Source organism: Stenotrophomonas sp. SY1, assembly GCF_021202945.1.
Taxonomy (GTDB): domain Bacteria; phylum Pseudomonadota; class Gammaproteobacteria; order Xanthomonadales; family Xanthomonadaceae; genus Stenotrophomonas.
In genome coordinates, this window is sequence record NZ_JAJOYR010000001.1 from 1429899 (window position 1) to 1453309 (window position 23411).

The 23411-nt window shown below is 65.1% G+C and carries 19 protein-coding genes and 1 riboswitch; of the genes, 8 read left to right on the forward strand and 11 right to left on the reverse strand.

All coding sequences use genetic code 11. From position 1 onward, the window contains the following. Positions 1 to 3: 3 nt before the first annotated feature. The 3 genes from LR961_RS05830 to LR961_RS05840 form a co-directional block, all read right to left on the reverse strand. The gene (locus LR961_RS05830; RefSeq protein ID WP_232147480.1) at positions 4 to 486 is read right to left on the reverse strand and encodes a hotdog fold domain-containing protein; all 483 of its coding nucleotides are present in this window, start codon (positions 484 to 486) and stop codon (positions 4 to 6) included. A gap of 65 nt (positions 487 to 551) precedes the next feature. Further along, complete coding sequence (locus tag LR961_RS05835) at positions 552 to 3026, reverse strand: acyl-CoA dehydrogenase (RefSeq protein ID WP_232147481.1); 2475 nt, start codon at positions 3024 to 3026, stop codon at positions 552 to 554. Further along, positions 3023 to 3931: an alpha/beta hydrolase gene (locus LR961_RS05840; RefSeq protein ID WP_232147482.1), complete on the reverse strand. Its 909-nt coding sequence runs from the start codon at positions 3929 to 3931 to the stop codon at positions 3023 to 3025. The genes LR961_RS05835 and LR961_RS05840 overlap by 4 nt, the downstream gene beginning before the upstream one ends. A 164-nt stretch (positions 3932 to 4095) precedes the next feature. On the opposite strand from LR961_RS05840, the gene LR961_RS05845 reads away from it, so the two are divergent. Next, entirely contained in the window at positions 4096 to 4698 is a 603-nt protein-coding gene (locus tag LR961_RS05845; protein WP_232147483.1) for a TetR/AcrR family transcriptional regulator, read from the forward strand. A gap of 128 nt (positions 4699 to 4826) precedes the next feature. On the opposite strand, the gene LR961_RS05850 is transcribed toward LR961_RS05845, so the two are convergent. From LR961_RS05850 to LR961_RS05860, 3 genes are all read right to left on the reverse strand, one after another. Then, entirely contained in the window at positions 4827 to 7580 is a 2754-nt protein-coding gene (locus LR961_RS05850) for a TonB-dependent receptor (protein ID WP_232147484.1), read from the reverse strand. 237 nt (positions 7581 to 7817) lie between these two features. Then, complete coding sequence (locus LR961_RS05855; RefSeq protein ID WP_232149216.1) at positions 7818 to 8642, reverse strand: hypothetical protein; 825 nt, start codon at positions 8640 to 8642, stop codon at positions 7818 to 7820. Positions 8643 to 8793: 151 nt separating this feature from the next. Further along, positions 8794 to 9687, reverse strand: coding sequence for an Hsp33 family molecular chaperone HslO (locus tag LR961_RS05860; protein ID WP_232147485.1), 894 nt, complete (start codon positions 9685 to 9687; stop codon positions 8794 to 8796). Between the two features lie 73 nt (positions 9688 to 9760). Here LR961_RS05860 and mtgA point away from each other — a divergent pair, with 73 nt between their 5' ends. Genes mtgA through LR961_RS05875 form a run of 3 tightly spaced genes read left to right on the forward strand, consistent with a single transcriptional unit; the run spans position 9761 to position 11949 of the window. Then, a complete protein-coding gene (gene mtgA, locus LR961_RS05865; protein ID WP_232147486.1) occupies positions 9761 to 10510 on the forward strand; it encodes a monofunctional biosynthetic peptidoglycan transglycosylase in 750 nt (249 codons plus the stop codon). A gap of 28 nt (positions 10511 to 10538) precedes the next feature. Continuing rightward, entirely contained in the window at positions 10539 to 11558 is a 1020-nt protein-coding gene (locus LR961_RS05870; RefSeq protein WP_232147487.1) for a glycosyltransferase family 2 protein, read from the forward strand. Further along, positions 11518 to 11949: a CBS domain-containing protein gene (locus LR961_RS05875; RefSeq protein WP_232147488.1), complete on the forward strand. Its 432-nt coding sequence runs from the start codon at positions 11518 to 11520 to the stop codon at positions 11947 to 11949. The genes LR961_RS05870 and LR961_RS05875 overlap by 41 nt, the downstream gene beginning before the upstream one ends. A gap of 17 nt (positions 11950 to 11966) precedes the next feature. Here LR961_RS05875 and LR961_RS05880 read toward each other — a convergent pair whose 3' ends face one another. The 4 genes from LR961_RS05880 to LR961_RS05895 form a co-directional block, all read right to left on the reverse strand. Continuing rightward, positions 11967 to 13856 carry an AsmA family protein gene (locus LR961_RS05880; RefSeq protein ID WP_232147489.1) on the reverse strand — a complete coding sequence of 630 codons (1890 nt, stop codon included), beginning with the start codon at positions 13854 to 13856 and terminating at the stop codon, positions 11967 to 11969. 203 nt (positions 13857 to 14059) lie between these two features. Next, positions 14060 to 14692 (reverse strand): hemolysin III family protein, encoded by a 633-nt coding sequence (locus tag LR961_RS05885; protein WP_232147490.1) that lies wholly within the window; start codon positions 14690 to 14692, stop codon positions 14060 to 14062. 179 nt (positions 14693 to 14871) lie between these two features. Then, a complete protein-coding gene (locus LR961_RS05890; RefSeq protein WP_232147491.1) occupies positions 14872 to 16476 on the reverse strand; it encodes a peptide chain release factor 3 in 1605 nt (534 codons plus the stop codon). Positions 16477 to 16633: 157 nt separating this feature from the next. Continuing rightward, the gene (locus LR961_RS05895; protein ID WP_232147492.1) at positions 16634 to 17437 is read right to left on the reverse strand and encodes a M23 family metallopeptidase; all 804 of its coding nucleotides are present in this window, start codon (positions 17435 to 17437) and stop codon (positions 16634 to 16636) included. 124 nt (positions 17438 to 17561) lie between these two features. Then, a riboswitch (SAM riboswitch) is annotated at positions 17562 to 17681 on the forward strand. A 69-nt stretch (positions 17682 to 17750) separates the two neighbouring features. Here LR961_RS05895 and LR961_RS05900 point away from each other — a divergent pair. The 4 genes from LR961_RS05900 to rarD all read left to right on the forward strand — a co-directional run bounded on the left by LR961_RS05900 (position 17751) and on the right by rarD (position 22311). Further along, complete coding sequence (locus LR961_RS05900) at positions 17751 to 18779, forward strand: homoserine O-succinyltransferase (protein ID WP_232147493.1); 1029 nt, start codon at positions 17751 to 17753, stop codon at positions 18777 to 18779. Continuing rightward, on the forward strand, positions 18776 to 20017 hold the full coding sequence (locus LR961_RS05905; RefSeq protein ID WP_232147494.1) for an O-succinylhomoserine (thiol)-lyase: 1242 nt from the start codon (positions 18776 to 18778) through the stop codon (positions 20015 to 20017). Before LR961_RS05900 ends, LR961_RS05905 begins: the two co-directional genes overlap by 4 nt. After that, complete coding sequence (locus tag LR961_RS05910) at positions 20014 to 21081, forward strand: homoserine dehydrogenase (protein WP_232147495.1); 1068 nt, start codon at positions 20014 to 20016, stop codon at positions 21079 to 21081. The genes LR961_RS05905 and LR961_RS05910 overlap by 4 nt, the downstream gene beginning before the upstream one ends. Positions 21082 to 21423: 342 nt before the next feature. Next, on the forward strand, positions 21424 to 22311 hold the full coding sequence (gene rarD, locus LR961_RS05915) for an EamA family transporter RarD (RefSeq protein ID WP_232147496.1): 888 nt from the start codon (positions 21424 to 21426) through the stop codon (positions 22309 to 22311). 74 nt (positions 22312 to 22385) lie between these two features. Here the strand turns inward: rarD and LR961_RS05920 are convergent, their stop codons facing one another. Then, complete coding sequence (locus tag LR961_RS05920; protein WP_232147497.1) at positions 22386 to 23255, reverse strand: hypothetical protein; 870 nt, start codon at positions 23253 to 23255, stop codon at positions 22386 to 22388. Positions 23256 to 23411: the final 156 nt, after the last annotated feature.

The window sequence follows — 23411 nt, forward strand, 5'->3', positions numbered from 1 at the left end:
GGTTCATTGGCCTGTGCGTGAGGGGCGCGGCGACACCCACATCGCGATGGTCGCATGGAACACCTCGGTCCCCGCCGCGTCGGTCACGCTGACCTTCACCGGCAGGTCGTAGCCGGTTGCCGCACTGACGATGGGCAGCGCCGGTGTCGCCACCGCCTTCAACACACCCAGTGCCTTGGCCTGGTATTTGACCTCCATGCCCTTGGGAATCCAGCGCATGTCGGCGGGCAGTGTGGCATCGACCATCACCCCGCCGACCAGCTCGGCCAGGTTGCACATGGCGATCGCATGCACCGTGCCGATGTGGTTGCTGATGCGTCGACGCTGGCGGATCACGCCTTCGCAGCGGCCCGGTTCCAGCCCTGTGATTGTTGGCGAGATGCTGGCGAAGTAGGGCGCCTTGAAGCACACCGCACGCGAGAACAACCAGTTCCCGGCCGGCCAGCGGACGAAACGTCGGTACAGCGAAAGCAGCGGAGCAGCCATGAGCAGGATTCCCGATATGAAAACGGCGGGCACAAGGCCCGCCGTTGGTGTCGCGTTGAAGGGGGTTACGCCGCCTGCTGCGGGCGCTGCTTGCCCGGCAGGTCGTAGTAGCCGGCCGAACGCAGTTCGTGTGCCTCGAAATCGTCCACGGTGATCGTGTCCATGGTGATCTCGCGCAGCTCTTCCAGCAGCTTGCGCTCGTCCTGGGTGATCACGCCCTCGGCCACGGCTTCGTCCAGCTGGGTGGCGAAGGTCAGCGCCTCGATGCCCTTGGTCTTGAGCGCCTTGAGGAACTTGCGCTCCACCGGCTCGGCCATGATCGCCTTGGACAGGTAGCTGTTGATGCGGCCACCCGGGTTGTTCTCGCACGGGGTCAGGAACACGCCCTGGGCCAGGCGATCACGGGCTTCGCCCGGTGCCATCAAGGTGGCGGCGACGCGGCGGCTCAGGCGGTCACCCGGCGCTTCGGCACGACGGCCCAGCGGGAAGATCAGCGCCCACATCAGCCAGCCGATCGGACGGATCGGGAAGTTGCGCAATGCAGCCGACAGCGATTCCTCGATCTTGTGCACGCTGTCATGGAAGGCCCAGGCCAGCAGCGGCTGGTCGGCGGTCGGCGCGCCTTCGTCGTGATAACGCTTGAGCATCGCGCTGGTCATGTAGATGTGGCTGAGCACATCACCCAGACGGCCGGACAGCGATTCCTTGAACTTCAGCTTGCCGCCGAGCGTCATCATCGAGATGTCGGCCATCAGCGCCAGGTTGGCCGAATAACGGTCCAGCTTGCGGAAGTAGCGGCGGGTGTAGGCATCACCCGGCGCGGCGCCGAAGCGGGCACCGGTCAGGCCGAACCAGAACGAACGCACGGCGTTGGAGATGCCGAAGCGGACGTGGCCGAACAGCGCCTGGTCGAATTCGCGCAGGCCGGCCTTGCGGTCCTCGTCCTGTGCGGCCTTCATTTCCTTGAGCACCCACGGGTGGCAGAGGATCGCACCCTGGCCGAAGATCAGCAGCGAGCGGGTCATGATGTTGGCGCCTTCCACCGTGATGGCGATCGGCGCGGCCTGCCAGCTGCGGCCGGCGAAGTTGCGCGGCCCCAGGATGATGCCCTTGCCACCGATCACGTCCATCACATCGGAGATGACTTCGCGGCTCATGTTGGTGCAGTGGTACTTGGCGATGGCCGACGGCACCGACGGCACGTCGCCACGGTCAACCGCAGCCGCGGTGGCCTGCGACAGCGCGCTGATCTTGTAGGCCTTGCCACCGATGCGTGCCAGTGCTTCTTCCACGCCCTCAAAGCGGCCGACCGACAGGCCGAACTGCTTGCGGATGCGTGCATAGGCGCCGGTCACCACCGCGCCGGCCTTGGCACCGCCCGAAGCAGTCGAGGGCAGGGTGATCGAGCGGCCCACGGCCAGGCACTCGTTGAGCATGTTCCAGCCCAGGCCACGCTTCTCGGCACCGCCGATCAGCTGGGTCATCGGGATGAACACGTTCTTGCCGCGGATCGGGCCGTTCTGGAAGGTGGAGTTCAGCGGGAAGTGGCGGCGGCCGATCTCCACGCCGTCGGTGTCACGCGGCAGCAGCGCCAGGGTGATGCCGATGTCCTTGGTGTCGCCGAGCAGGCCGTCCGGGTCGTACATGCGGAAGGCCATGCCGATCAGCGTGGCGACCGGGGCCAGGGTGATGTAGCGCTTGTCGAAGGTCAGCTTCAGGCCCAGCACTTCCTCGCCCTTCCACATGCCCTTGCAGACGATGCCGAAGTCGGGAATGGAGGTCGCGTCCGAACCGGCGAACGGGCCGGTCAAACCGAAGCAGGGCACTTCCTGGCCAATGGCCAGGCGCGGCAGGTAGTAGTCCTTCTGTTCCTGCGTGCCGTAGTGGTTGAGCAGCTCACCCGGGCCCAGCGAGTTGGGCACGCCGACGGTGGAGCTGACCACGCTGGAAACCGAAGCCAGCTTCTGGATCACCTTGTGGTGCGCCAGCGCGCTGAAACCCAGGCCGCCGTACTCCTTCGGGATGATCATGCCGAAGAACTTGTTCTTCTTGATGTAGTCCCACAGCTCCGGCGGCAGGTCCGCGTGCACGTGGGTGATCTCGAAGTCGTTGACCATCTTGCACAGCTCTTCGACCGGGCCATCGAGGAAGGCCTGTTCCTCGGCGGTGAGCTGCGGCTTGGGATAGTTGAGCAGGATGTTCCAGTCCGGGTCACCGGTGAACAGCTCGCCTTCGAAACCGACCGAGCCGGTTTCCAGTGCGATGCGCTCGGTCTTGGACAGCGGCGGCAGGACCTTGCGGAACACGCCCATGAACGGTGAGGTGATCAGCGGCTTGCGCAGGAACGGCAGCAGCACCGGCACGCTGACCAGCGCGACGATGGCGGCAGCGACGATGATCGCGGTCTGGTTGATGCCGGTGAACCAGCAGGCTGCCAGCAGCAGCACGCTGACCAGCGTCCAGACGACGAGCCGCATGCGGTGGTAGGCAACGAAAGCACCTACCAACAGCAGGGCCAGGAAGGGAACGACAATGCTCATTGACTTGCTCCGGTAACGTGCTCGGTTCGGGCGGACGCGGCGGCCGAAGGCAGGGCGTCCAGGTAGTTCAACACGGCGGTGGTAAACGCGTTGTTGTCATCGCCGGCCACCATGTGGGTGGCATCGGGCAGATGCACATGCTGCGCGTGCGGCACCAGCGTCATGAATTCTTCAACGGTCTGCGGCGAGACCAGGTCACTGCGACCGCCGCTGATCAGCAGCAACGGGCATTGCACACGCCGCGCCGCTTCGGCGATCGCGTCCTGGTGCTGTTCGCTGTCGCGGGCCAGTTCTTCGACCAGACGCGGGTCCCAATGCCAGTTCCAACGACCGTCCTGGGTGGGCCGCAGCAGCGCACGCAGCGAATCCTCGCTCTTGCGTGGGCGGTGCGGCATGTACGCGGCAATGCTGTCGGCGGCAGCTGCCAGCGAGGCAAAGCCCTCCGGATGCGCGCTCATGAAGGCCAGAATGCGCTCCACGCCGGCGGTTTCCCAGCGCGGAGTGATGTCCACCAGCACCATCGCCGAGAACAGGCCCGGCCAGCGGGCTTCGGCCATCAAGCCGAACAAGCCGCCCATCGAAGCGGCGACCAATACCGGCGGGCGGCTCAGTTCGCCGGCAACCACGATCAGGTCATCGGTGAACTGGTCGCCGTGATAGGGCTGGTCGGCCGGATTCCAGGCGGAGTCGCCATGGCCGCGTGCGTCATAGGCCAATGTGGCGTGGCCAGCGGTATTGAGCGCTTCAGCGGTGGTCAACCAGGCACCGCGGGTCTGTCCGAAGCCATGGGCGAACAACACCGGGGCGCGTTTCCCACCGGATCGGGTGGCCGCCAGGGCAGCGCCATGGGCACCTTCCAGCTGGGTGTTTTCACTGCGCATAGAGGAAGAAGGTGTTAATACCATACCCGATGGTATGGATTGCCGGTGAGTGCTGTCAATACTTCCCGGTATGGAAGTGCGGAAGTCCCGTCGCGCGGGCGGCTCGTCCGGTTCGGTGACAATCCCGTGGCAGGTTTTTTGCAGCTTGCATACTGCAACCAGTCCCCGCCGTATGGTTAAATCAGCGCATGAACGACACTTCAGCTTCTCCGGCAGAACCCCGCAGCGCACGACATAGCCGCCTCAGCGCCGATGACTGGGCGCAGGCAGCCTTGGATCTGGTGGCAGAGCAGGGCGTGGGCGCCGTGGCGGTCGAGCCGCTGGCCCGTCGCCTTGGCGTGACCAAGGGCAGTTTCTACTGGCATTTCCCCTCGCGCGATGCGTTGCTGCAGGCAGCACTGGAGCGCTGGGAGGTGGTCGAACAGCAACAGGTGTTCGGCAGCCTGGAGGAAGTGCCTGATCCGCGCACGCGCCTGCGCGCGCTGTTCCAGCTGGTAGCGCACGAAGTGACTCCGCACGTGATCTACAGCGAACTGCTCAAGGCGCTGGACAACCCGATGGTGCGCCCGGTCATCGATCGCGTTTCGCAGCGTCGCATGGAATACCTGATCGCCTCCTTCCGCCAGGCCGGGCTCAGTTCCACCGACGCACGCCACCGTGCGCGTCTGGCCTATGCCGCCTATGTCGGCTTCCTGCAGCTGTCACTGCAGTTGCAGCAGCCCAAGCAGGCACGCGAGGATTTTGAAGCCTATGTCGAGCATGTGATCGAGACGTTGATTCCAAACGGTTGAGATCTGCCGCAAACAGGACGTATCGAGTGAAGGCCGCCGCAAGGCGGTCTTTTTTTCTGTGCTCTTTACCTGCAAAAGACAACGGCCCCTTTCGGGGCCGTTGTTGAAGGACATGATCAGTGGATCGATCAGAACTTCTGCTTGTACTGCATGTACATGAAACGGCCCGGCAGGTCGTACTGCGGGTCGAACATGTTGTACGAGGTGCTGTAGGAAACCGGCGGGTCGCGATCGAACAGGTTGTTCGCACCGACCGACACGATGGCGTTCCACGGGGTGCTGTAGCGAACCTGCAGATCGTTGTAGACCGTGGTGCCCATGTGGTTGCGCAGACGAGCCGCATCCGAGCAGTAGGTGGTGTTCATGTCGTCATCACCGAAGTCGCACGACTCGGTCAGGCCGGACATGTAACGCATACCCCAGGTAGCGCCGAAGTTGCCGTACTCCCAGCCCAGGTACAGGTTGGCGCGGATACGCCAGTACGGGTCCTGATCCAGGTAACGGCCCTGCAGCTGCTCGAACTCGGATTCCTTGGTTGCCTGGCGCTCCCACTTCGACAGGTAGGTGCCGTCGAAGTTGATCGAGAACTGGCCAACCGAAGTTTCCGGCAGACGGTAGCTGGCCGACAGATCCCAGCCTTCCACCTTGTAGGCAGCCAGGTTCATCAGCTGCTGGCGAACGTTGGTGATGTAGTACGCCTGGTCGGCGTAGTTGGGATCACGCGTGATCAGGGAGCAGTAGGTTGCAGCTTCGGCATCCGAACCGGCGTAGCACTTGTCCAGGATGAACTGGGCTTCCGGACGGGTGATGGCATTGTCGATCTTGATCTGCCACCAATCCAGGCTGACGTTCAGGCCTTCGACAAAGCTCGGGCTGTACACGAAGCCCAAGGTCTTGCTCGTGGAGGTTTCCGGCTGCAGGTCCGGGTTCGAAGCCCAAGTCCACGGCTCCAGCGTCTGCTTGGTGCTGGTGCCAGCGCCCGGCTGCGTGAAGTCGGTCGGCACGCCCTGGTCGCCACAGCGCTTGGCAACGGTCGGGTTGCCAAGCTGCAGGGCGCAAGGATCGGCGTAGCTTTCGAACGAGTCACCATCACCGGCATACAAGTTGCTGATGCTCGGTGCGCGGAAGCCTTCGCTGTAATTGCCGCGGACCATCAAGTCATCAATCGGCTTCCAGCGGAAACCAAACTTGTTGTTGATGGTCTCGCCGAAGTTGCTGTAGTCAGACAGGCGGGTTGCCAGACTGAAATCCAGCAGCTTGGCGCCGGGCAGGTCAGCAAGGACCGGGATCGACAGTTCGACGAAGAACTCGTTCAGATCGTACGAGCCCTTGGTCGGCTTGGCGCCGTTGCCGGTGCTCAGGCCCGATGCGATGAAGGCGTCCGGGTCGAACTGGCCGCTCTCTTCGCGGTACTCATAACCGGCAGCGAAGGCCAGTGGGCCGGCCGGCAGCTTGACGATCTCGCCGCTGATGTTGGCGGTGTAACCCTTGGAGACGACCGACGCGGAGTCGTGCGCAGTGAAGGACGTGTAATCCAGTGCTTCCTGCGAGATCGATCCACGGTCACCCAGAGCGTTTACCGGCACGCAGCCCGGGATGACGTCTCCGCCCTTGGAGGTGACGCACACGGGCACGCCGTTGCGCATTTCCGACGGGCCGTAGGCATTCTCGAGGTTGGCGAGGTTGAACAGACCATACGTCAGGTCGTTCTGGTCGGTCTTGTCGTAGCGGTAGCCGGCATCCCAATCGAAGGTGCGGTCGGCAAATTCGAAGAAGCCTTCGAGGCCGCCAAAGAAGTGCCAGTTCTTGACATTCTGGTTGAAGGAACGGCCGCCGGTTTCGATGAAACGACGATTCACGCCGGTGAGATCAACACCGGTCGGGTTGTACATGCTGTCCTTGCTCAGGGCCATGCTGGTCACCGGCATGGCGGCCAGCAGCTGCTCGGACTTGCGCTCGTTGTACATGGCTTCCGTACGGAAGGTCACGTTGTCGGTGACGTTGTACGTGCCCTGTGCAAACAGCGACGTACGCTCGTTCGGAGTCAGCAGGTAGTTGTCCGGGGCGGTGTTGTAGCCGTGCGTGTTGGCAACGTACGGGGTTTCCACGCCGTTGATGATCACGTAGCGCTTGCCGCCACGGAGGTAGGAGCCCGGGAAACCGGTGCCGGACTGGCCGCTGAAGAACGGCGGGCCACCTGCCGAGATCTTGCGATCGCCGGCCATCACTTCCTTTTCGTTCACGTAGGACGCGCCGATGGTCACGCTGGCGCGGTCGGTCGTGGTGCCGATGGTGAAGTCGTAGGCCTGACGGTCGCCGTCGCCATCGGAGTACTGACCCACGTAGGCGTTGGCTTCAGCGCCTTCGAAGTTCTGCTTGGTGATGACGTTGACCACGCCAGCGATGGCATCCGAGCCGTAGATCGTCGAGGCGCCGTCCTTGAGGACTTCGATGCGTTCAACCATCGAAACCGGAATGGTGTTCAGATCGACGCTGCCGTCCAGACCGGTGGTCCAGCGACGGCCGTTGACCAGCACCAGGGTGCGTGAGCTGCCCAGGTTGCGCAGACTGATGCCGGCCGAGCCATCACCGCCGTTGTTGAAGGTGCGGTTGAGGGCGGCGCCATTGGCCGAGATGCGCTGCAGGATGTCGGCGATCGAGGTGACGCCCTGCTTTTCGATGTCCTGGCGCGACAGCGTCAGAACCGGCTGGGACGTTTCGACGTCGGCGCTCTTGATTCGGGAACCGGTGACCTCGATGCGGTCGAGATTGGTGGCGCCGGCTTTCTCGGCTTCCTGCGCAAAAGCGATGCCGCTGGTGCCGGCACTGGCGACGAGCGCCAGTACGACCGCGTCACGCAGTTTGGTGGTCTTGCAATTCATTGGGTCTCTCTCTCTGCCAAGTGGACTTGGGTGTTGCTTGGTGTGGCCCAGGGTGTGGTCGAAAGGCGACCCCAATCCCCCGGGCTGAGACCGATAGTACTTGCGCCTGCAAATAAATTAAAGATTGGTTAATGATTTGCGTGGTGGCCATGAAATTCGGCAAAGTGCTGATTTGACAGGCAGAAACGAAAAACGCCCCGGAAGGGGCGCTTTTGCTGACATATTTTGTAATTCTTATTACAGATCCTGCTCGTAACGGACGTACGGAATTGCCCCGTCGTCATTGCTCTCATTGCGGGGCGAGAATGGATTCTTGCCGCGGGTGATCACGTTTTCGGCGCCGACAGTGAGCTGGCCACTCCAAGGCGTGCGCCAGGTGATGCCCAAGCCCAGGCCTTCCCATTTGCCGCTCTGGCCAGGGGCGTCGACGACGCGGCCGATGACGTTGGCGCTGAACGGGCCGTAGCCGCCGCCCACGCTCAGGGTCTTGCTGTCCCACTGATCGACGACGGCCGGGGCGGCATCGCTGAGCGGTACCAGCCGTGCCTTGGCGTAGGTGCCGCCGATGGAGACAAAGCCTTCACGGCCGATGTTCTTCTGGCCGAATACGGTCAGGTCGTTCTGCTCCATCCGTGCAGAGCCGGCACGGTTGCCGCCCGCCAACCAGGCCGGCAGCGTATCGCGGCCGGTGCCAGCGGTGACGCCGATGCGGCCGCCGGGACGGTTGAAGGCGGTGGTGGCCGAGAGACGACGGCCATCATTGTCATCGTCGTCGTCACCCAGGCTGGCGAGCATGCAGTGGCTGGCCAGCCCGCCGATGCTGGTGCCGCGGCTGCTGTTGCACAGCAGGCCGAGCGAATCGCCCGAGGACAGGCCAAAGGCCGCATCAAGCGAGCTGCGGCCGAAATTCCAGCGTGCACCGGCCCGCTGTTCGCCGGTCGGTTCCAGATACAACAGGGCTTCGACCTTGCCGCTGCCCCGGTTCCAGACCGGAATGACGGTGTCCGTTGCCTTGGGCGTGCTCTGGGCATGCGCACCCGTGACCGCGCCCAGGGCGATCATCAAGGCTAGTGGCAGGCGCAGGAAAGCGTTCATGGACTCAGTCGGACCCGGAAAGCACCGGGAAGTTCCCAGTGCGTGAGCGCTCGATCCTATGTCGTTTATGGTTTCTTAACAAGTCTCCGCCCTCCCCAGAACGCAACTCGCTAGACCGTTACTGCAGCCGCTCAGGAGCCGGCTGGTTGACGGGTGTGGACCTGAACAATACGCCGAATTCGGTCAAAGGGAAGTGATATTCCTGGCCGCAGAACTCGCAGCGCACATCGACCTGGCCGGTGGCCTCGGCGGCGGCGCGGGCCTCCTCCTCGCCCAGCGACTGCAGCATGGCGGCCACCCGCTCACGCGAGCAGGAGCAGCCAAAGCGCAGGATCTTCTCACCCAGCAGTTCTGGATTTTCCTCATGGAACAGGCGGTGCAGCAGTTCGCTGCCGGGCAGGGCCAGCAGTTCTTCGCGGCCGAGGGTGTCGAACAGGGCGCCCGCACGGACCCAGCCGTCCTCGTCGCCCGCATCGCCCGGCAACTTCTGCAGCAGCAGGCCGGCAGCGTGCTCGCCGTCGCAGGCCAGCAGCAGGCGGGTCGGGAGCTGCTCGGAGTGACGGAAATAGTCCTCGAATGCCTCGTCCAGGCTGTCGCCGCTCAGGCTGACCAGGCTCTGGTAACGCTGCGGTTCGCGAGGGTCCAGACCGGGGTTTTCGATGGTGATGGCCAACAGGGCGTCCTCGCCCAGGGCCGACAAGGTGCTGGGAGCGTCCTGGCCTTCGGTCAGCTGCACGATGCCGCGCAGGGTGCCGGCTGAGGTGCATTCGGTGAACAGTGCACGCAGCGCCGAGCTGCTGCGCAGCTGGATGGACAGCCGCCCGTCGACCTTGGTGTGGCCGGTGAACAGCGCTGAGGCCACGCTGGCTTCGCCCAGCAGGCGTTCCGCAGAGGCGGGATAGTCGCCGTGGGACAGGATTTCGCGCCAGCTTTCACCCAGGCGGACATGGACGCCGCGCACGCCGGCGTCGGGCAGGAGGAAGCGGACGAGGAGATCGGAGGTGTCAGTCATGGGCGGCATCTGCGCGAGGTGGGGCCGGTGCCGGATAATGCGCCGGACAGTGGATAGGCAAGGTGGAACTCAGATGGGGGCGGAGCAGGCCGAGCGCAAGGCGCAGGCGGTGGCCGGATCAGGCCGCAGGCGGCGCGGGTGGCGGTTGTTGTTGTGGGTTCCGGTGATGCTGCTGGTAGCCAGCGTGTTGCAGGTGGTGGTGCTGCGCTTCGTGGACCCGCCGTTCTCCACGGTAATGGTGTTCCGCCAGATGGAAGCCTGGGGGCAGGGGGACTGGAAGTTTGGCATCCATTACCAATGGCGCGACCTGGACCAGATGGCGGCCAGCGTGCCGATCTCCCTGGTCGCGGCCGAGGACCAGCGTTTCCCCGAGCATCACGGTTTCGACCTGAAGGCGATCGAGAAGGCGCGCAAGCACAACGCCGATGGCAAGCGCCTGCGCGGTGCCAGCACCATCAGCCAGCAGACCGCCAAGAACATGTTCCTGTGGCAGGGCCGCAGCTGGCTGCGCAAGGGGCTGGAGGCTTGGTACACCGTGTTGATCGAGTTGCTCTGGTCAAAGCAGCGCATCCTGGAGGTGTACGCGAACGTTGCCGAGTTCGGTGACGGCATCTATGGCGTGCAGGCCGCTGCGCAGCAGTACTGGCACAAGGATGCCGCGCGCCTGAGCGCGGCTGAAAGCGCACGTCTGGCAGCGGTGCTTCCGGCGCCACGCCGTTACAACGCGGCCCAGCCCGGTCCTTACGTGCAGCGACGTGCAGCCTGGATCCAGCGCCAGGCCCGCCAGCTCGGCGGTGCCGGCTACATCGAGCAGGCCGATTGACTATGGCGCTCTGCGTAGAATCGGCCGCATGAATTCCCACGCCCGCCTCACCCTGGTCATCACTGCATTCAACGAGCAGGACGCACTGCCGCTGCTGCATCCGCGTCTGTGCGCGCAGCTCGATGCGCTGCCGGATATCGACGGGCGGATTCTCTACGTGGATGACGGCAGCAGTGATGCGACCTGGGCGGTGATGCAGGAGTTGGCTACGACCGATGCACGGGTGGCGACGCTGCGGCTTTCGCGCAACTTCGGCAAGGAGATCGCCCTCACCGCCGGCCTGGATTTCGTCGAGGAGGGCGCGGCCATCATGCTCGACGCCGACGGCCAGGATCCGCCGGAGCTGATCCCGGCATTCGTCGCGCTATGGCAACAGGGGCATGACGATGTCTACGGCGTGCGTCTGGAGCGCGGCGGCGACGGCTGGCTCAAGCGCGCTACCGCCGCAGGTTTCTACCGCTTGATCGGGCGCTTGTCCAAGACGCCGATTCCGGCCGATACCGGTGATTTCAGGCTGCTTTCACCGCGCGCGCTGGACGGGTTGCGGCAGCTGCGTGAGCGTCAACGTTTCATGAAGGGCTTGTTCGGCTGGGTGGGCTTCCGCCGGGTGGCCCTGCCGTACCGCCGCGAGCCACGCATGGCCGGACGCAGCAAGTTCGGTTACTGGAAATTGTGGAATTTCGCGCTGGAGGGCATCACCAGCTTCTCCACCGCGCCGCTGCGCGCGGCAACCTATCTGGGGCTGCTTACCGCTGCCGGCGCATTTGGCTTCGCGGCCTGGGTCGTGGCCAAGGCCGCGTTGTATGGGGACCGGGTGGCGGGCTGGCCGACGATGATGGCGGCAATCCTGTTCCTGGGCGGGGTGCAGCTGATTGCGCTGGGCCTGATCGGCGAGTACCTGGGGCGCCTGTACATGGAGTCCAAGCAGCGCCCGTTGTACCTGGTCGACACCTGGTTGCCAGCGAACGTGGCAGTATCTGCGCCATCCGCCAGCGCAGGAGAACGCAATGCAGACCGTTCGACAGTTGCTAGGGGCCAAGTCCCCTGAGATCCACGCGGTAACGCCGGATGCGGCGGTGATCCAGGCCGTCCGCCTGATGGCCGAAAAAGGCATCGGTGCGGTGCTGGTGATGGATGGCCGACGCCTGGCGGGCATCCTTTCCGAGCGCGATTACGCACGCAAGATCGTGCTGAAGGATCGCTCCTCGGCCAACACGCCGGTACGCGAGATCATGACCTCCGAGCTTGTCACCGTGGCCCCGACCGTCACGGTCGAGCAGTGCCTGGAGCTGGTGACCAACCGTCGCATCCGTCACCTGCCGGTGGTGGAGGGCGATGAAGTCGTCGGGGTGATTTCCATCGGCGACCTGGTCAAGTCGGTGATCGAGCAGCAGCGGCAGGAGCTGGGCCAGTTGCAGCAGTACATCACCGGAACCTGATTCCCCGCGCGGCGGCACTACCTGGCGTAGCGGCCGCCGCAGTCGACATCCTTGCCCGGGCCGGTCTCCAGGGTGGCCAGCAGTGCCGCCGGTGGGGTGATGCTGCCCAGCGTGAGCGCGATCGCGCCACGGATGCCCAGCGCCTTGAAGTCGGGGCGGAACGAGGGGTCCTTGAAACTGCCTCCGATGCGCAGCGGTGAACGCAGGGCAAGAATGCTGATGTCCTTGGGGCGTGGCCGCAGCAGCAGGTCCAGCTTCTCCTGTTTGAGGCTGATGCTGCCTTCGCCCAGCACCAGCGTGTCGGTGGTGTCGAAGGCCATCGTGCGGGTGCGCATCAGGCCATCGTCCACGGCGAAATCGGCGAAGGCACAACGCAACGGAATCTGCCGGTCGCCGGTGAACAGGAACTTCACCGATTCGGCCACATCCAATCCGGCCAGCTCCATCAGCAGGTTGCCGATGTGGCCGCGTCCCATGCCGATGGCCACCTCGCCGTCGCTGCTGCCGAGCATGGCCGCGATGGAGTTGCCATGGCCGCTCAGCTGTATCTGGCCGCTGATTCCGCCGGATGCCTGCTCGACCAGTTTTGAATCAGGAAACAGCTGGCCCAGCTGCACCTTGCGCAGGCTGGCGTTCAATGCGGTGGCGATCTGCGGGCGCCGTGCATCCATGCGGATGGTGCTACGGATGTTGCCGCCGGCCACGCCGAAATCCAGCGGTTCCAACCGCAGCAGGCCGTTATCGAGCTTGAGATGCGCGTCCATGTCATCCAGTGGCAGCGATGGGGAATTGATGCGCTGCGCTTTCCAGCGCACGTCGGCATCCATGGCGCGCAGCTTGGTCAGGTTGTAAGCCTTGTCCGGTAGTACGGTCGGACGCGCGGCCAGACGCGCGGCCTGGGCCTTCTGTTCGGCGTTGGCCGATTCACTGCCGCCGGTGGTGGGCGGTGCGCCGATGAAGCCGGCCAGGTCATCGAAATCCAGACGCCGTGAGAGCAGGTTGGCGGTCAGGCGTGGGCGTTCGCCGGCCACGTCGATCTGCACGTCGCCGGCCAGATCGCTGTCACCGACGCGGCCGCTGAACTTTTCGTAGTGCCACCGCTGGTGATCGCGGCGGAGCCGGCCGTTCAAGCGATAGGGCGGCGATGACGGAATGGCGATACCGATCAGTGGATACAGATCTTCCAGATCCTGCCCGCTGAGCTGGAACTGCAGGTCGAACACCTGCAGCTGGAAGGGATTTGTTAGCGTACCGCTGGCGATGGCGCGGGTGGCGCCGGCGCGTGCATCGGCATGAATCTGGAAGGGCGACTGGCTGTTGGCCAGTTCCAATGGAGATTCGGTGGTGCCGCGCAGGGTGAAGTCCGCCCCGCGCCAGCGGCCCTTGCCCTGCACCTGCAACGGCGGCGCGGCGATGGCCTGTTTCGGTGGGCCGCTCTGTACGGTGAGCTGGACGTCGGTGCGTCCGGCTTCGTCGAGGAAGCGCAGCGTGCCCTGATCGATGTGCAGGCGCTTGAGTTGCGGTGGTTCGCCACTTCCGCTGCCGAGGAAGTCCCAGTTGCCGGGTTGGCCTTTGCGAGGGGAGGTCTGCAACAGCACCTCCGGTCGATCCAGGCGTATCTCAGGCAACTGCACGCTGCCGCGCAGCAACGGCCACAGGCGGACGTCGATTTCCACGCGCTCGGCGCTGGCCATGTGTGGTTCCCTGGCCCAGCGCGCATTGGCAAAGCGGATCGCATCGGCACGCACGATGGTGGTACGACCAAGGTCGACGTCGAGGTTGCCGATCTGCAATGCGCGCCCGGTACGCGCCAGCACTGCGCGTTCGATCGGGCCTTTGAACCAGTTCCAGTCCCACAGCAGGATCAGCGCGACGGTCGCGGCGGCCAGTACAGCCAGGACGGTCATTCCACGCTTGCCGGGGCGTTTGAGGCGCCAGCGCAACCGGCGCGGCGTATCGGGAGTGGCAGGAATGTTCACGCACCCATGGTTGCCCGCCCGTGGTGCAGGGCGCGCGAAGCGTTCATTGGCGTGGTGTGCACGTTCCGTTGTCGGAGCGTGTTGTCGCAGATGCGTGGTTGGCGGCAGTTCGCCGCCAATGCATCAGCAGCTCAAAGGATCTGCGCCGTTACCGAGACGAAATGACAGACGCTGCCGGCGATCACGAACAGGTGCCAGATCGCATGCGAGTACGGCAACTGTTCACGGTGGTAGAACACCGTGCCCAGCGTGTAGAAGATGCCGCCAGCGAACAACCAGCCGATGGTCCAGCCATCCAGCGAGGCCCACATCGGTTTGATCGCGACCACCACCAGCCAGCCCATCGCGATGTAGATGGCGGTGGAGAGCTTCTTGAAGCGACCTGTGTAGAACAATTTGAAGATCACCCCGAACAAGGCCAGCACCCAGATCGCAGTGAACAGGCCCCAACCCCAGGTGCCGCGCAGGCCGATCAGGGTGAATGGCGTGTAGGTGCCGGCGATGAGCAGGTAGATCGCGCAGTGGTCGAAGATCTTCAGCCGACCTTTTGCCACCGGATGCTGGATGGCGTGGTACAGCGTGGATGCGGTGTACAGCAGCAGCAGCGCCACGCCAAAGACGATGGCGCTGGCCAGTTGCCAGCCATCGCCGTAGATCGCTGCGAGTGTGATGAGCACCGCGCCAGCGGCCAGTGCGGTGACGGCGCCCAGGCCGTGGGTGAGGGCGCTGGCGATTTCTTCCCGGATCGATGCCGCAGTGGTCATGTGAAAGATGCCGCGGGCTGGGGGGAGGCCCGATGCCAGCCATTAAAGCAGGGACGGGGAAGGGGGAACAGGGAGTTAGGCGCCAGCTTTGACTTTTGCCGCTCCCGTCCCACTCCATTCGAGGCAGAAGCGGTGCCGCAGCCTCCGCTTTCACCAATCCCTGTTTCCTGTTCCGCGCGTCAGGCCACCGACACCGTATGCGCGGCCTCGCGCGTGGCGGAGAAGCGCACGTCCGGCGCGCGTTCCTGTGCCAGCTGCAGGTTGACCCGGGTCGGCGCCAGATACACCAGGTGGCCGGCCGCATCGATGCTGAGGTTGCTGGCGTTCTTTTCGCGGAACTCTTCCAGCTTCTTGGCGTTGTCGCAGTGGATCCAGCGGGCGGTATTGACCGACACCGGCTCGAACACCGCTTCCACGCCGTACTCATCCTTCAAGCGGTAGGCGGCCACGTCGAACTGCAGCACGCCGACCGCGCCCAGGATCAGGTCGTTGCTCATCAGCGGGCGGAAGAACTGGGTGGCGCCTTCCTCGGACAGCTGGGCCAGGCCCTTCTGCAGCTGCTTGAGCTTGAGCGGGTCCTTCAGGCGGGCGCGGCGGAACAGTTCCGGGGCGAAGTTGGGAATGCCGGTGAAGGTGAGCGCTTCGCCTTCGGTGAAGGTGTCGCCGATGGAGATGGTGCCGTGGTTGTGGATGCCGATCACATCACCCGGCCACGCTTCGGCGGCGATCTCGCGGTCGCTGGCCATGAAGGTCAGCGCGTTGGCCAGCTTCATCTCCTTGCCGGTACGCACATGGAAGGTCTTCATGCCGGCGGTGAACTTGCCCGAGCACACGCGCATGAAAGCCACGCGGTCGCGATGCTGCGGGTCCATGTTGGCCTGGATCTTGAAGACGAAGCCGCTGAGCTTGTCTTCCTGCGGGGCGATGTCGCGGCCGGTGGTGGCCCGCGTCTGCGGCGGCGGCGCGTGCTCGACGAAGAAGTCCAGCAGCGGCTGCACGCCGAAGTTGTTCACGCCCGAGCCGAAGAACACCGGGGTCTGTTCACCACGCAGGTAGGCCGCCTTGTCGAACGGATGGCTGGCGCCCTGCACCAGTTCCAGTTCATCGCGCAGGTCGGCCAGCATTTTCTCGCCGATCTTCTCGGCTAGGCCGGGAGCGTCGATGGACGGGAAGATGGTGGAGTCCTGGCGGGTGAAGTTGCGACCCGGCTCGTACAGGTGCACTTCGCCGCTGAGCAGGTGGACCACGCCCTTCAGGCGCTGGCCCATGCCGATCGGCCAGGTGACCGGCGCGCACTGGATGCCGAGCACGGTTTCCACTTCATCCAGCAGATCGATCGGGTCCTTGCCCTCGCGGTCGAGCTTGTTGATGAAGGTCATGATCGGGGTGTCGCGCAGGCGGCAGACTTCCATCAGCTTGATGGTGCGTTCTTCCACGCCCTTGGCCACGTCGATGACCATCAGCGCCGAGTCCACCGCGGTAAGCACGCGGTAGGTGTCCTCGCCGAAGTCGGCGTGGCCGGGGGTGTCGAGCAGGTTGATGATCTTGTCTTCGTACGGGAACTGCATCACCGACGAAGTGACCGAGATGCCACGCTCCTTTTCCAGCGCCATCCAGTCGGAAGTGGCGTGCCGGCTGGTCTTGCGCGACTTCACCGAGCCGGCCATCTGGATCGCACCGCCGAACAGCAACAGCTTTTCGGTCAGCGTGGTCTTGCCGGCGTCAGGGTGGGAAATGATGGCGAAGGTGCGGCGGCGCGCGGCTTCGGAAGCGACTTCGGACATGGCAGGCGCGCCCGCCCGGGCGCATCAGTAAACGAATGAACCGGCGATTATACCTGCCGGCAGGCGATCTGCTCCGGTAGTGCTGGGCTCTGCTCGGCAGTGGCATGCGGGGAAGGCTCCCGCGCAGCGTGGCTGCGCTCTACCTGGGCGGGGCTGTTCAGGGAATCTGCCGAGGGAAATGCAGCTCGCCGCGCGCGCTGTTCATGCGGAATGGGAGCGAGGTCAATGCCAACCCGGTGTTGGCCTGCACCGCGAAGTGTAGATGTGGGCCGTTGCTGCGGCCGGTGTTGCCGGAGGCGGCCAGCAACTGGCCGGCTTCGACCCGCTGCCCGGGGCGTACCCGCAGCCCGCCCGACTGCAGGTGCGCGTACAGGCCCATGCTGCCGTCGCTGTGCAGGACCCGGATCAGGCAACCCTGTTCAGGCGAATCCTCGATCACCTGCATCACCCGCCCGGCGCGGGCGGCAAGGACCGGCGTGCCTTCGGCCAGCGGGAAGTCCACGGCGTGCCGGTTCTGCGCGTCGGTGTGGCTGAAACGCCCCTCGAAGGCCTGGCTGACGCGGATGTGATCGCCTTGGAAAGGTAGTTGGTAAAGCGTGTCGTCCGGTCGTGCGGCTGGGTCACCGGGGACGGCGTCCAACAGCAGGCGTGCGCTGGCGCCAGCAGCGGGTAGCCAGGCCAGGGTGCGCTCCTCTCCGCCGGCCAGCAGTTGCGTGGCCTGTGGTGTGTCCAGACCGCGCAGCTGTACCTGCACCGGCCCGGCGAGCAGATTGCGGACGATGACCGCATGGCCGCCTTCGCGGGCTTGCAGGCGCAGGCTGGCGAAATGGGTGACTGATGTGCTGGCCGGGAGGGCAGCGCTGCCATTCAAGTCCCAGCCCTGGCGCCAGCGTGCGCCGGGGCTCGCTGCGCAGGGGGCGGACAGCAGCAGGGACAGGAACAGCAGTGTGATCGGTCGCACGGGCGGGGGGGGGGCGTTTCGGGTTCGGGGGCTGATTGTGCCCGTTTGGTTGCCCCGGAAACCTATTCATCGCTTCATGCGAATAAAGCGATTGACATGGCGTCGTGGCGCTGGCATCGTAGCGCCACCATCGAGACCGGCAGAGGGACAGGCCCTTTGAAGCCGGGGCAACCAGCGGACGCGCAAGCGGCTGCGTTTGGTGCCAAATCCTGCGGTGACCACTGTGTCCGCCGAAAGATGGTTCGATCCGTACCTTGCGTACGGCGAACACGGGCCCGCGAAGCTCGATGGCTGCTCCTAACCGGATATCGCCATGAGTTTCGCCACTGCCATCGCTGATCAGGAATTCCCCGCCGCTTCCGTGGACGCCGCTGAGCGTTCCATTCCCGCCGTGCGCGGTGAGGTTGAAGTGCGGCTGGCGATGCGCCACGCAGGACAGCGACAGCTGCGCCTGCGCTATGAGCTGGTTGGCCTGGCCGATGCACCGGTGGTGCTGGTGGCCGGCGGTATTTCCGCGCATCGGCATATCGCTTCGAATACGGGCTTTGGCGAGAAAGGCTGGGCCGAAGGGCTGGCTGGCCTTGGCCGCGCGCTGGATCCGAGCCGACGTCGCCTGCTGGGCGTGGATTTCATCGGTGCCGATGGTGACCTGGATGCGCCGATCGATACCGCCGACCAGGCCGATGCCGTTGCCGCGTTGCTGGACGCGCTGAAGATCACGCAGCTGCATGGCTTTGTCGGCTACTCCTACGGCGCCTTGGTCGGCCAGCAGCTGGCGGTGCGCCATCCGCAGCGCCTGGCCAAGCTGATCGCGGTCAGCGGCGCACACCGCCCGCATCCTTACGCCTCGGCCTGGCGTGCGTTGCAGCGTCGCGCGGTGGCATTGGGCCAGCTGCAATGCGCCGAAACGCATGGGCTGGCACTGGCACGCCAGTTCGCGATGCTCAGCTACCGCACGCCGGAAGAATTCGGCGAGCGCTTCGATGCCGAGCCCGAAGTGGTCAATGGCCGCGTGCGCGTGGCCGCCGAGGATTATCTCGATGCGGCCGGTGCGCAGTACGTCGCCCGTACCCGCGTCAACGCTTACCTGCGGCTGTCCGAATCCATCGACCTGCACCGCGTCGATCCGGCCGCCATCAGCGTGCCGACGCTGGTGGTTGCGGTCGAAGGTGACCGCCTGGTGCCGCTGTCGGACCTGGTCACGCTGGTCGAAGGCCTGGGCCCGCGCGGCAGTCTGCGCGTGCTGCGCTCGCCTTACGGCCACGACGCCTTCCTCAAAGAAACCGATCGCATCGACGCGATCCTCGCCAACGCCCTTCGCCTGCCTGGAGAAACCGCATGAGCCTGTCCCACACTTCCGATGTGTCCTGTAGCCGTGCCACAGCAGCGGTGCGTGCCGGCATTGATCGCGATACCGCCTACGGCGCGGTGACTCCGCCGATCGTGCTGTCGTCCAACTTCAGCTTCGATGGTTTCGGCAACAAGCGTCAGTACGACTACACCCGCAGCGGCAATCCGACCCGCGACCTGCTGGGCGAGGCGCTGGCGGAGTTGGAAGGCGGCGCGGGCGGCGTGATCACCTCCACCGGAATGGGCGCGATCAACCTGGTGCTCAATGCACTGCTGCAGCCGGGCGACCGCCTGGTGGTGCCGCACGACGCGTACGGCGGCAGCTGGCGCCTGTTCAACGCATTGGCGACCAAGGGTCACTTCGAGCTGATCACCGCCGACCTGACCGATCCGCGCTCGCTGGCCGATGCGCTGGCGCAGGGCCCGAAGCTGGTGCTGATCGAAACCCCGTCCAATCCGCTGCTGCGCATCACCGACCTGCGTTTCGTCATCGAAGCCGCGCACAAGGCCGGCGCCAAGGTGGTGGTGGACAACACTTTCCTGTCGCCGGCGTTGCAGACCCCGATCGCCTTCGGTGCCGATCTGGTGCTGCATTCGACCACCAAGTACGTCAACGGCCACAGCGACGTGGTCGGCGGTGCAGTCATCGCGGCCGATGCCGAGGTGCACCAGCAACTGGTGTGGTGGGCCAACGCACTGGGCCTGACCGGTTCGCCGTTCGACGCATTCCTGACCCTGCGCGGCCTACGCACGCTGGATGCACGCCTGCGCGCGCACCAGGAGAACACCCAGGCACTGGTCGAACTGCTGGCCGGCAGCGAACTGGTCACCAACGTCTACTACCCCGGTCTGGCATCGCATCCGGGCCATGCGGTGGCCGCGCGCCAGCAGAAGGGTTTCGGCGCGATGCTGTCCTTCGAGCTGGTGCAGAGCGAAGGCGAGGACGCGCATGCGGTGGTGCGTGCGTTCCTGGATGGCCTGCGTTACTTCACCCTGGCCGAATCGCTCGGTGGCGTGGAAAGCCTGGTGGCGCACCCGGCAACCATGACCCACGCGGCGATGACGCCGGAAGCACGCGCCAAGGCCGGCATCAGCGATGGCCTGCTGCGTCTGTCGGTGGGTATCGAATCCAGCGACGACCTGCTGGCTGACCTGCAGGCCGGTCTGGCGCGGGCTGCCGAAGTGGTCGCGCAGGAAGCCGGCAAACGCAAACAGCTGGTGGATGCATGAGCGCACAGCTGCGTCCGCAGGAAGTGCCGCAGGCCCGGTTGGTATTGCTGGGCACCGGCACGGTCGGTTCGGCGTTTGTCAGCCGCTACCAGGCCCTGCAGCAGCGGCAGCTGGCGCTGCCGTCGCTGCACGTGGTGGCAAATTCGCGCATCGCATTGGCCTGCGGTGACGCACCGGATGCGGTGCTGTCGCAGGCGCGCAACGCACAGCGCAGCGCCGGCGAGCCGGTGCACCGCCAGGAAGTGGGGCGCTTGAGCGCCGGCGACATCGTGGTCGATGCCACCGCCAGCGAGGAGGTGGCCGCCGATCACGCGCACTGGCTGGGGCTGGGGATTCATGTGGTCACCGCCAACAAGCTCGGCAACGGCACCGCCTTGTCGCGTGCGCGCGGCATCGGTGATGCGTCGGCTTCAGGCAATGCGCGCTATGGCGATGCGGCCACCGTGGGTGCTGGCCTGCCGTTGTTGCGCAGCATCCGTGCGCTGGTGGCCGGTGGCGACCATGTGCATGCCATCGAAGGCGTGCTGTCCGGTTCGCTGGCGTGGTTGTTTGATCGTTTCGATGGCAGCACGCCGTTCTCTGCCTGCGTGCGCGAAGCGGCTGCGGCCGGTTACACCGAACCGGACCCGCGCATTGATCTGTCCGGTGAGGACGTGCGCCGCAAGCTGCTGATTCTGGCGCGTGCCGCCGGCGTGGCGCTGGAGGCCGACCAGGTGAAGGTGGAATCGCTGGTGCCGGCCCAGCTGGCTGCATTGCCGGCGGACAAGGTGGACGCGGCGTTGGAACTGCTGGATGCGCCGTTGCAGGAGCAGCTGCGCGTGGCGCGCGAACAGGGATTGAAGCTGTGCTTCGTTGGCCGCCTTGATGCGCACGGCGCCAGCGTCGGGCTGCGTGCCTTGCCTGCCAACCATCCGCTGGCCGGTGGCAGCGGTACCGACAACCGCGTGGCGATCCACAGCGATCGCTACAACGCGCAACCCTTGTTGATCCAGGGGCCGGGTGCCGGTGCGGAAGTCACTGCCGCCGCACTGCTGGACGACGTGCTGGGGATTGTTCGCAGCTGAAGCGGGATGCGCTGTGGGAGTGGCTTCAGCCGCGAAGCCACTGCTGGTCCCGGGGCGTACCGTCGGCAGTTGCAGCTGTTCCGGCGGGCGGGGCCTTCATCAGCTTCGCGGCTGAAGCCGCTCCTGCGGAGCTGCGCATGGCTTGGCTGGGCATAGTTCGGCAGGCACCGCGTGGGTCGATTGCCGGTGGGCCGGGATTTCATTCGCGGCTGCGGTGTCTGATCGTGCCGTGTGGGTGTCTGTTTTCGTAGCGGGCCGGTAATCTGCGCGGGCGACGTCGTAATCGATTCGATGCCGCGAGTTTCGCGGCGGATGCCGCTCCTACCGTCATCGGGTGAATGCGTGTCCAAGGGTGTACTGGTTTCGTTGGCCGCTTCGTTGTTGTTCGGCCTGATGTATTACGGCACGCCCTGGCTGGCGCCCTTGCAGGGCGGGGACATCTTCGGCTGGCGTGTGCTGTTCGCCGTGCCGCTGGTGGCACTGATGCTGCACGTCAGCGGCGAACCCCGTCTGATCCTGGACACCGCGCAGCGTTTTCGCCGTGACCGACGACTCTGGTTGGCGGTGCCGGCATGCGCGGCGATGGTCGGCGTGCAGTTGTGGCTGTTCCTGTGGGCGCCGCTGCACGGGCGCGCGCTGCAGGTGTCGATGGGCTATTTCCTGCTGCCGCTGACGATGGTGATCGTTGGGCGGATCTTCTTCGGTGAACGCCTTTCTTCCTTGCAGAAGTTGGCGGTGGTCAGCGCAGCGCTCGGCGTGGGCTGGGCATTGCTGCGCAATCACGGCCTGTCGTGGGAGATGCTGCTGGTCGCGCTGGGTTATCCGGCCTACTTCCTGGTGCGACGCCACCTGGGCATCGCGCATCTGGGTGGCTTCTGGCTCGAACTGGTGTTCCTGCTGCCGGTCGCCGTGTGGGCTGCCATCGGCGATGGTCAGGTGCTGGCGCAGATGCTCGACAACAAGCCGGCGTTGTATGTGCTGATTCCGGCGCTGGGCGTGGTCAGTGCGGTGGCGCTGATGTGTTACATGCTGGCAGCGAAGATGCTGTCCTTCAGCCTGTTCGGCCTGCTGACCTACGTCGAACCGGTGCTGTTGATGCTGGCCGCGCTGCTGCTGGGCGAGAGCGTTGGTCACGGCCAGTGGCCGACCTACATCGCGATCTGGATCGCGGTGGGATTGCTGGCGCTGGAAGGCGTGTTGCGGTTGCGGTCAAAGCAGGGCCCGACATAGCCGCGCTGGCCGGAACGAACTCCGCGTCTGCGCTCATCCCGGATCGTGGTTGATGCGGGAAGACCTGCGCCGGTTCAACGGCGCGTTGTCTTTTCGGCCAGATAACGCTGCACCTCGTCACGGCTCATGCGGGTCCCGTCGCGACCCACCACGCTGAAGTCGACGCCGCCTTCCCAGAGTTGCAGGGGCGTCAGGATAGCGATGTCTTCCGATGCGGTGCTTGATTGCAGTTCCAGCAGCTTCTGGCTGAAGCCGGCGCCGCGCAGCCAGGCGTCATAGCTGGCGTCGTAGTCGGTGGCGAACTGCATCTGGTAGTGGCACTCCTCGCGTTCGGGTGAGGGGCGTGCATCACATTGCGCGTTCCATGCATGCAGGCCGATCATCGCATCCGGCTCCATCTGTCGCTGCGCGCCGGCTGCCCACAACGCCACGCACATGCTTGCGCAATGGGATTGCACGCGGACGATGAGGTTGCGGCGGCGGATCATCCGCGCCGCGTCCAGTCCGGGGCCGCCGTAGCCGCCACCGCTGGTGATGTCGATGCGCTGCAGGGACGGACTGGCTTCCAGTGCCGCCTGCAGATCCTTGGCGAAGTTCCTGCCCACGTTGCCTGTGATGCGCAGCACCTGTCCCCGGGGATCGACCGACATGCGCGCATCGTCGATGGTGGCAAGCGTGGTGGATTTCTCGCCCTGCAGGACGACGGCACCGGACGGGGCGGCGCTGGCCGGCGAGTCCTGGCCAACCTCGGCGGGTGGGATTGCGGCCTCTTCGGAACCGGGTGTCTTCGATGGCCGGTTGCCGATGAACCAGGCCAGCAGCAGCAACACGATCGCTGCAAGCACGACCTTGGTTACGCTGAGGCCACCGCTACGCGGAGCGGGACGTGCAGCGGTGACACGTCGAGCCGGTGATGGCGCACCGGGTTCCTGTTCGTTCTGCATCCGTTGCCCCTGACGTCCCTTGTGTGGCGGGATTCTGGTATGCCGGCCGAGGGGATGCAATATGCGCTTGCGGCGCTGATCACACATGCCGCCGCGTGTGGTACCGAGCCATGCCCGGCAGGGGCTTGAGCGCGAACGCCAAGCGCAGCATGGCTG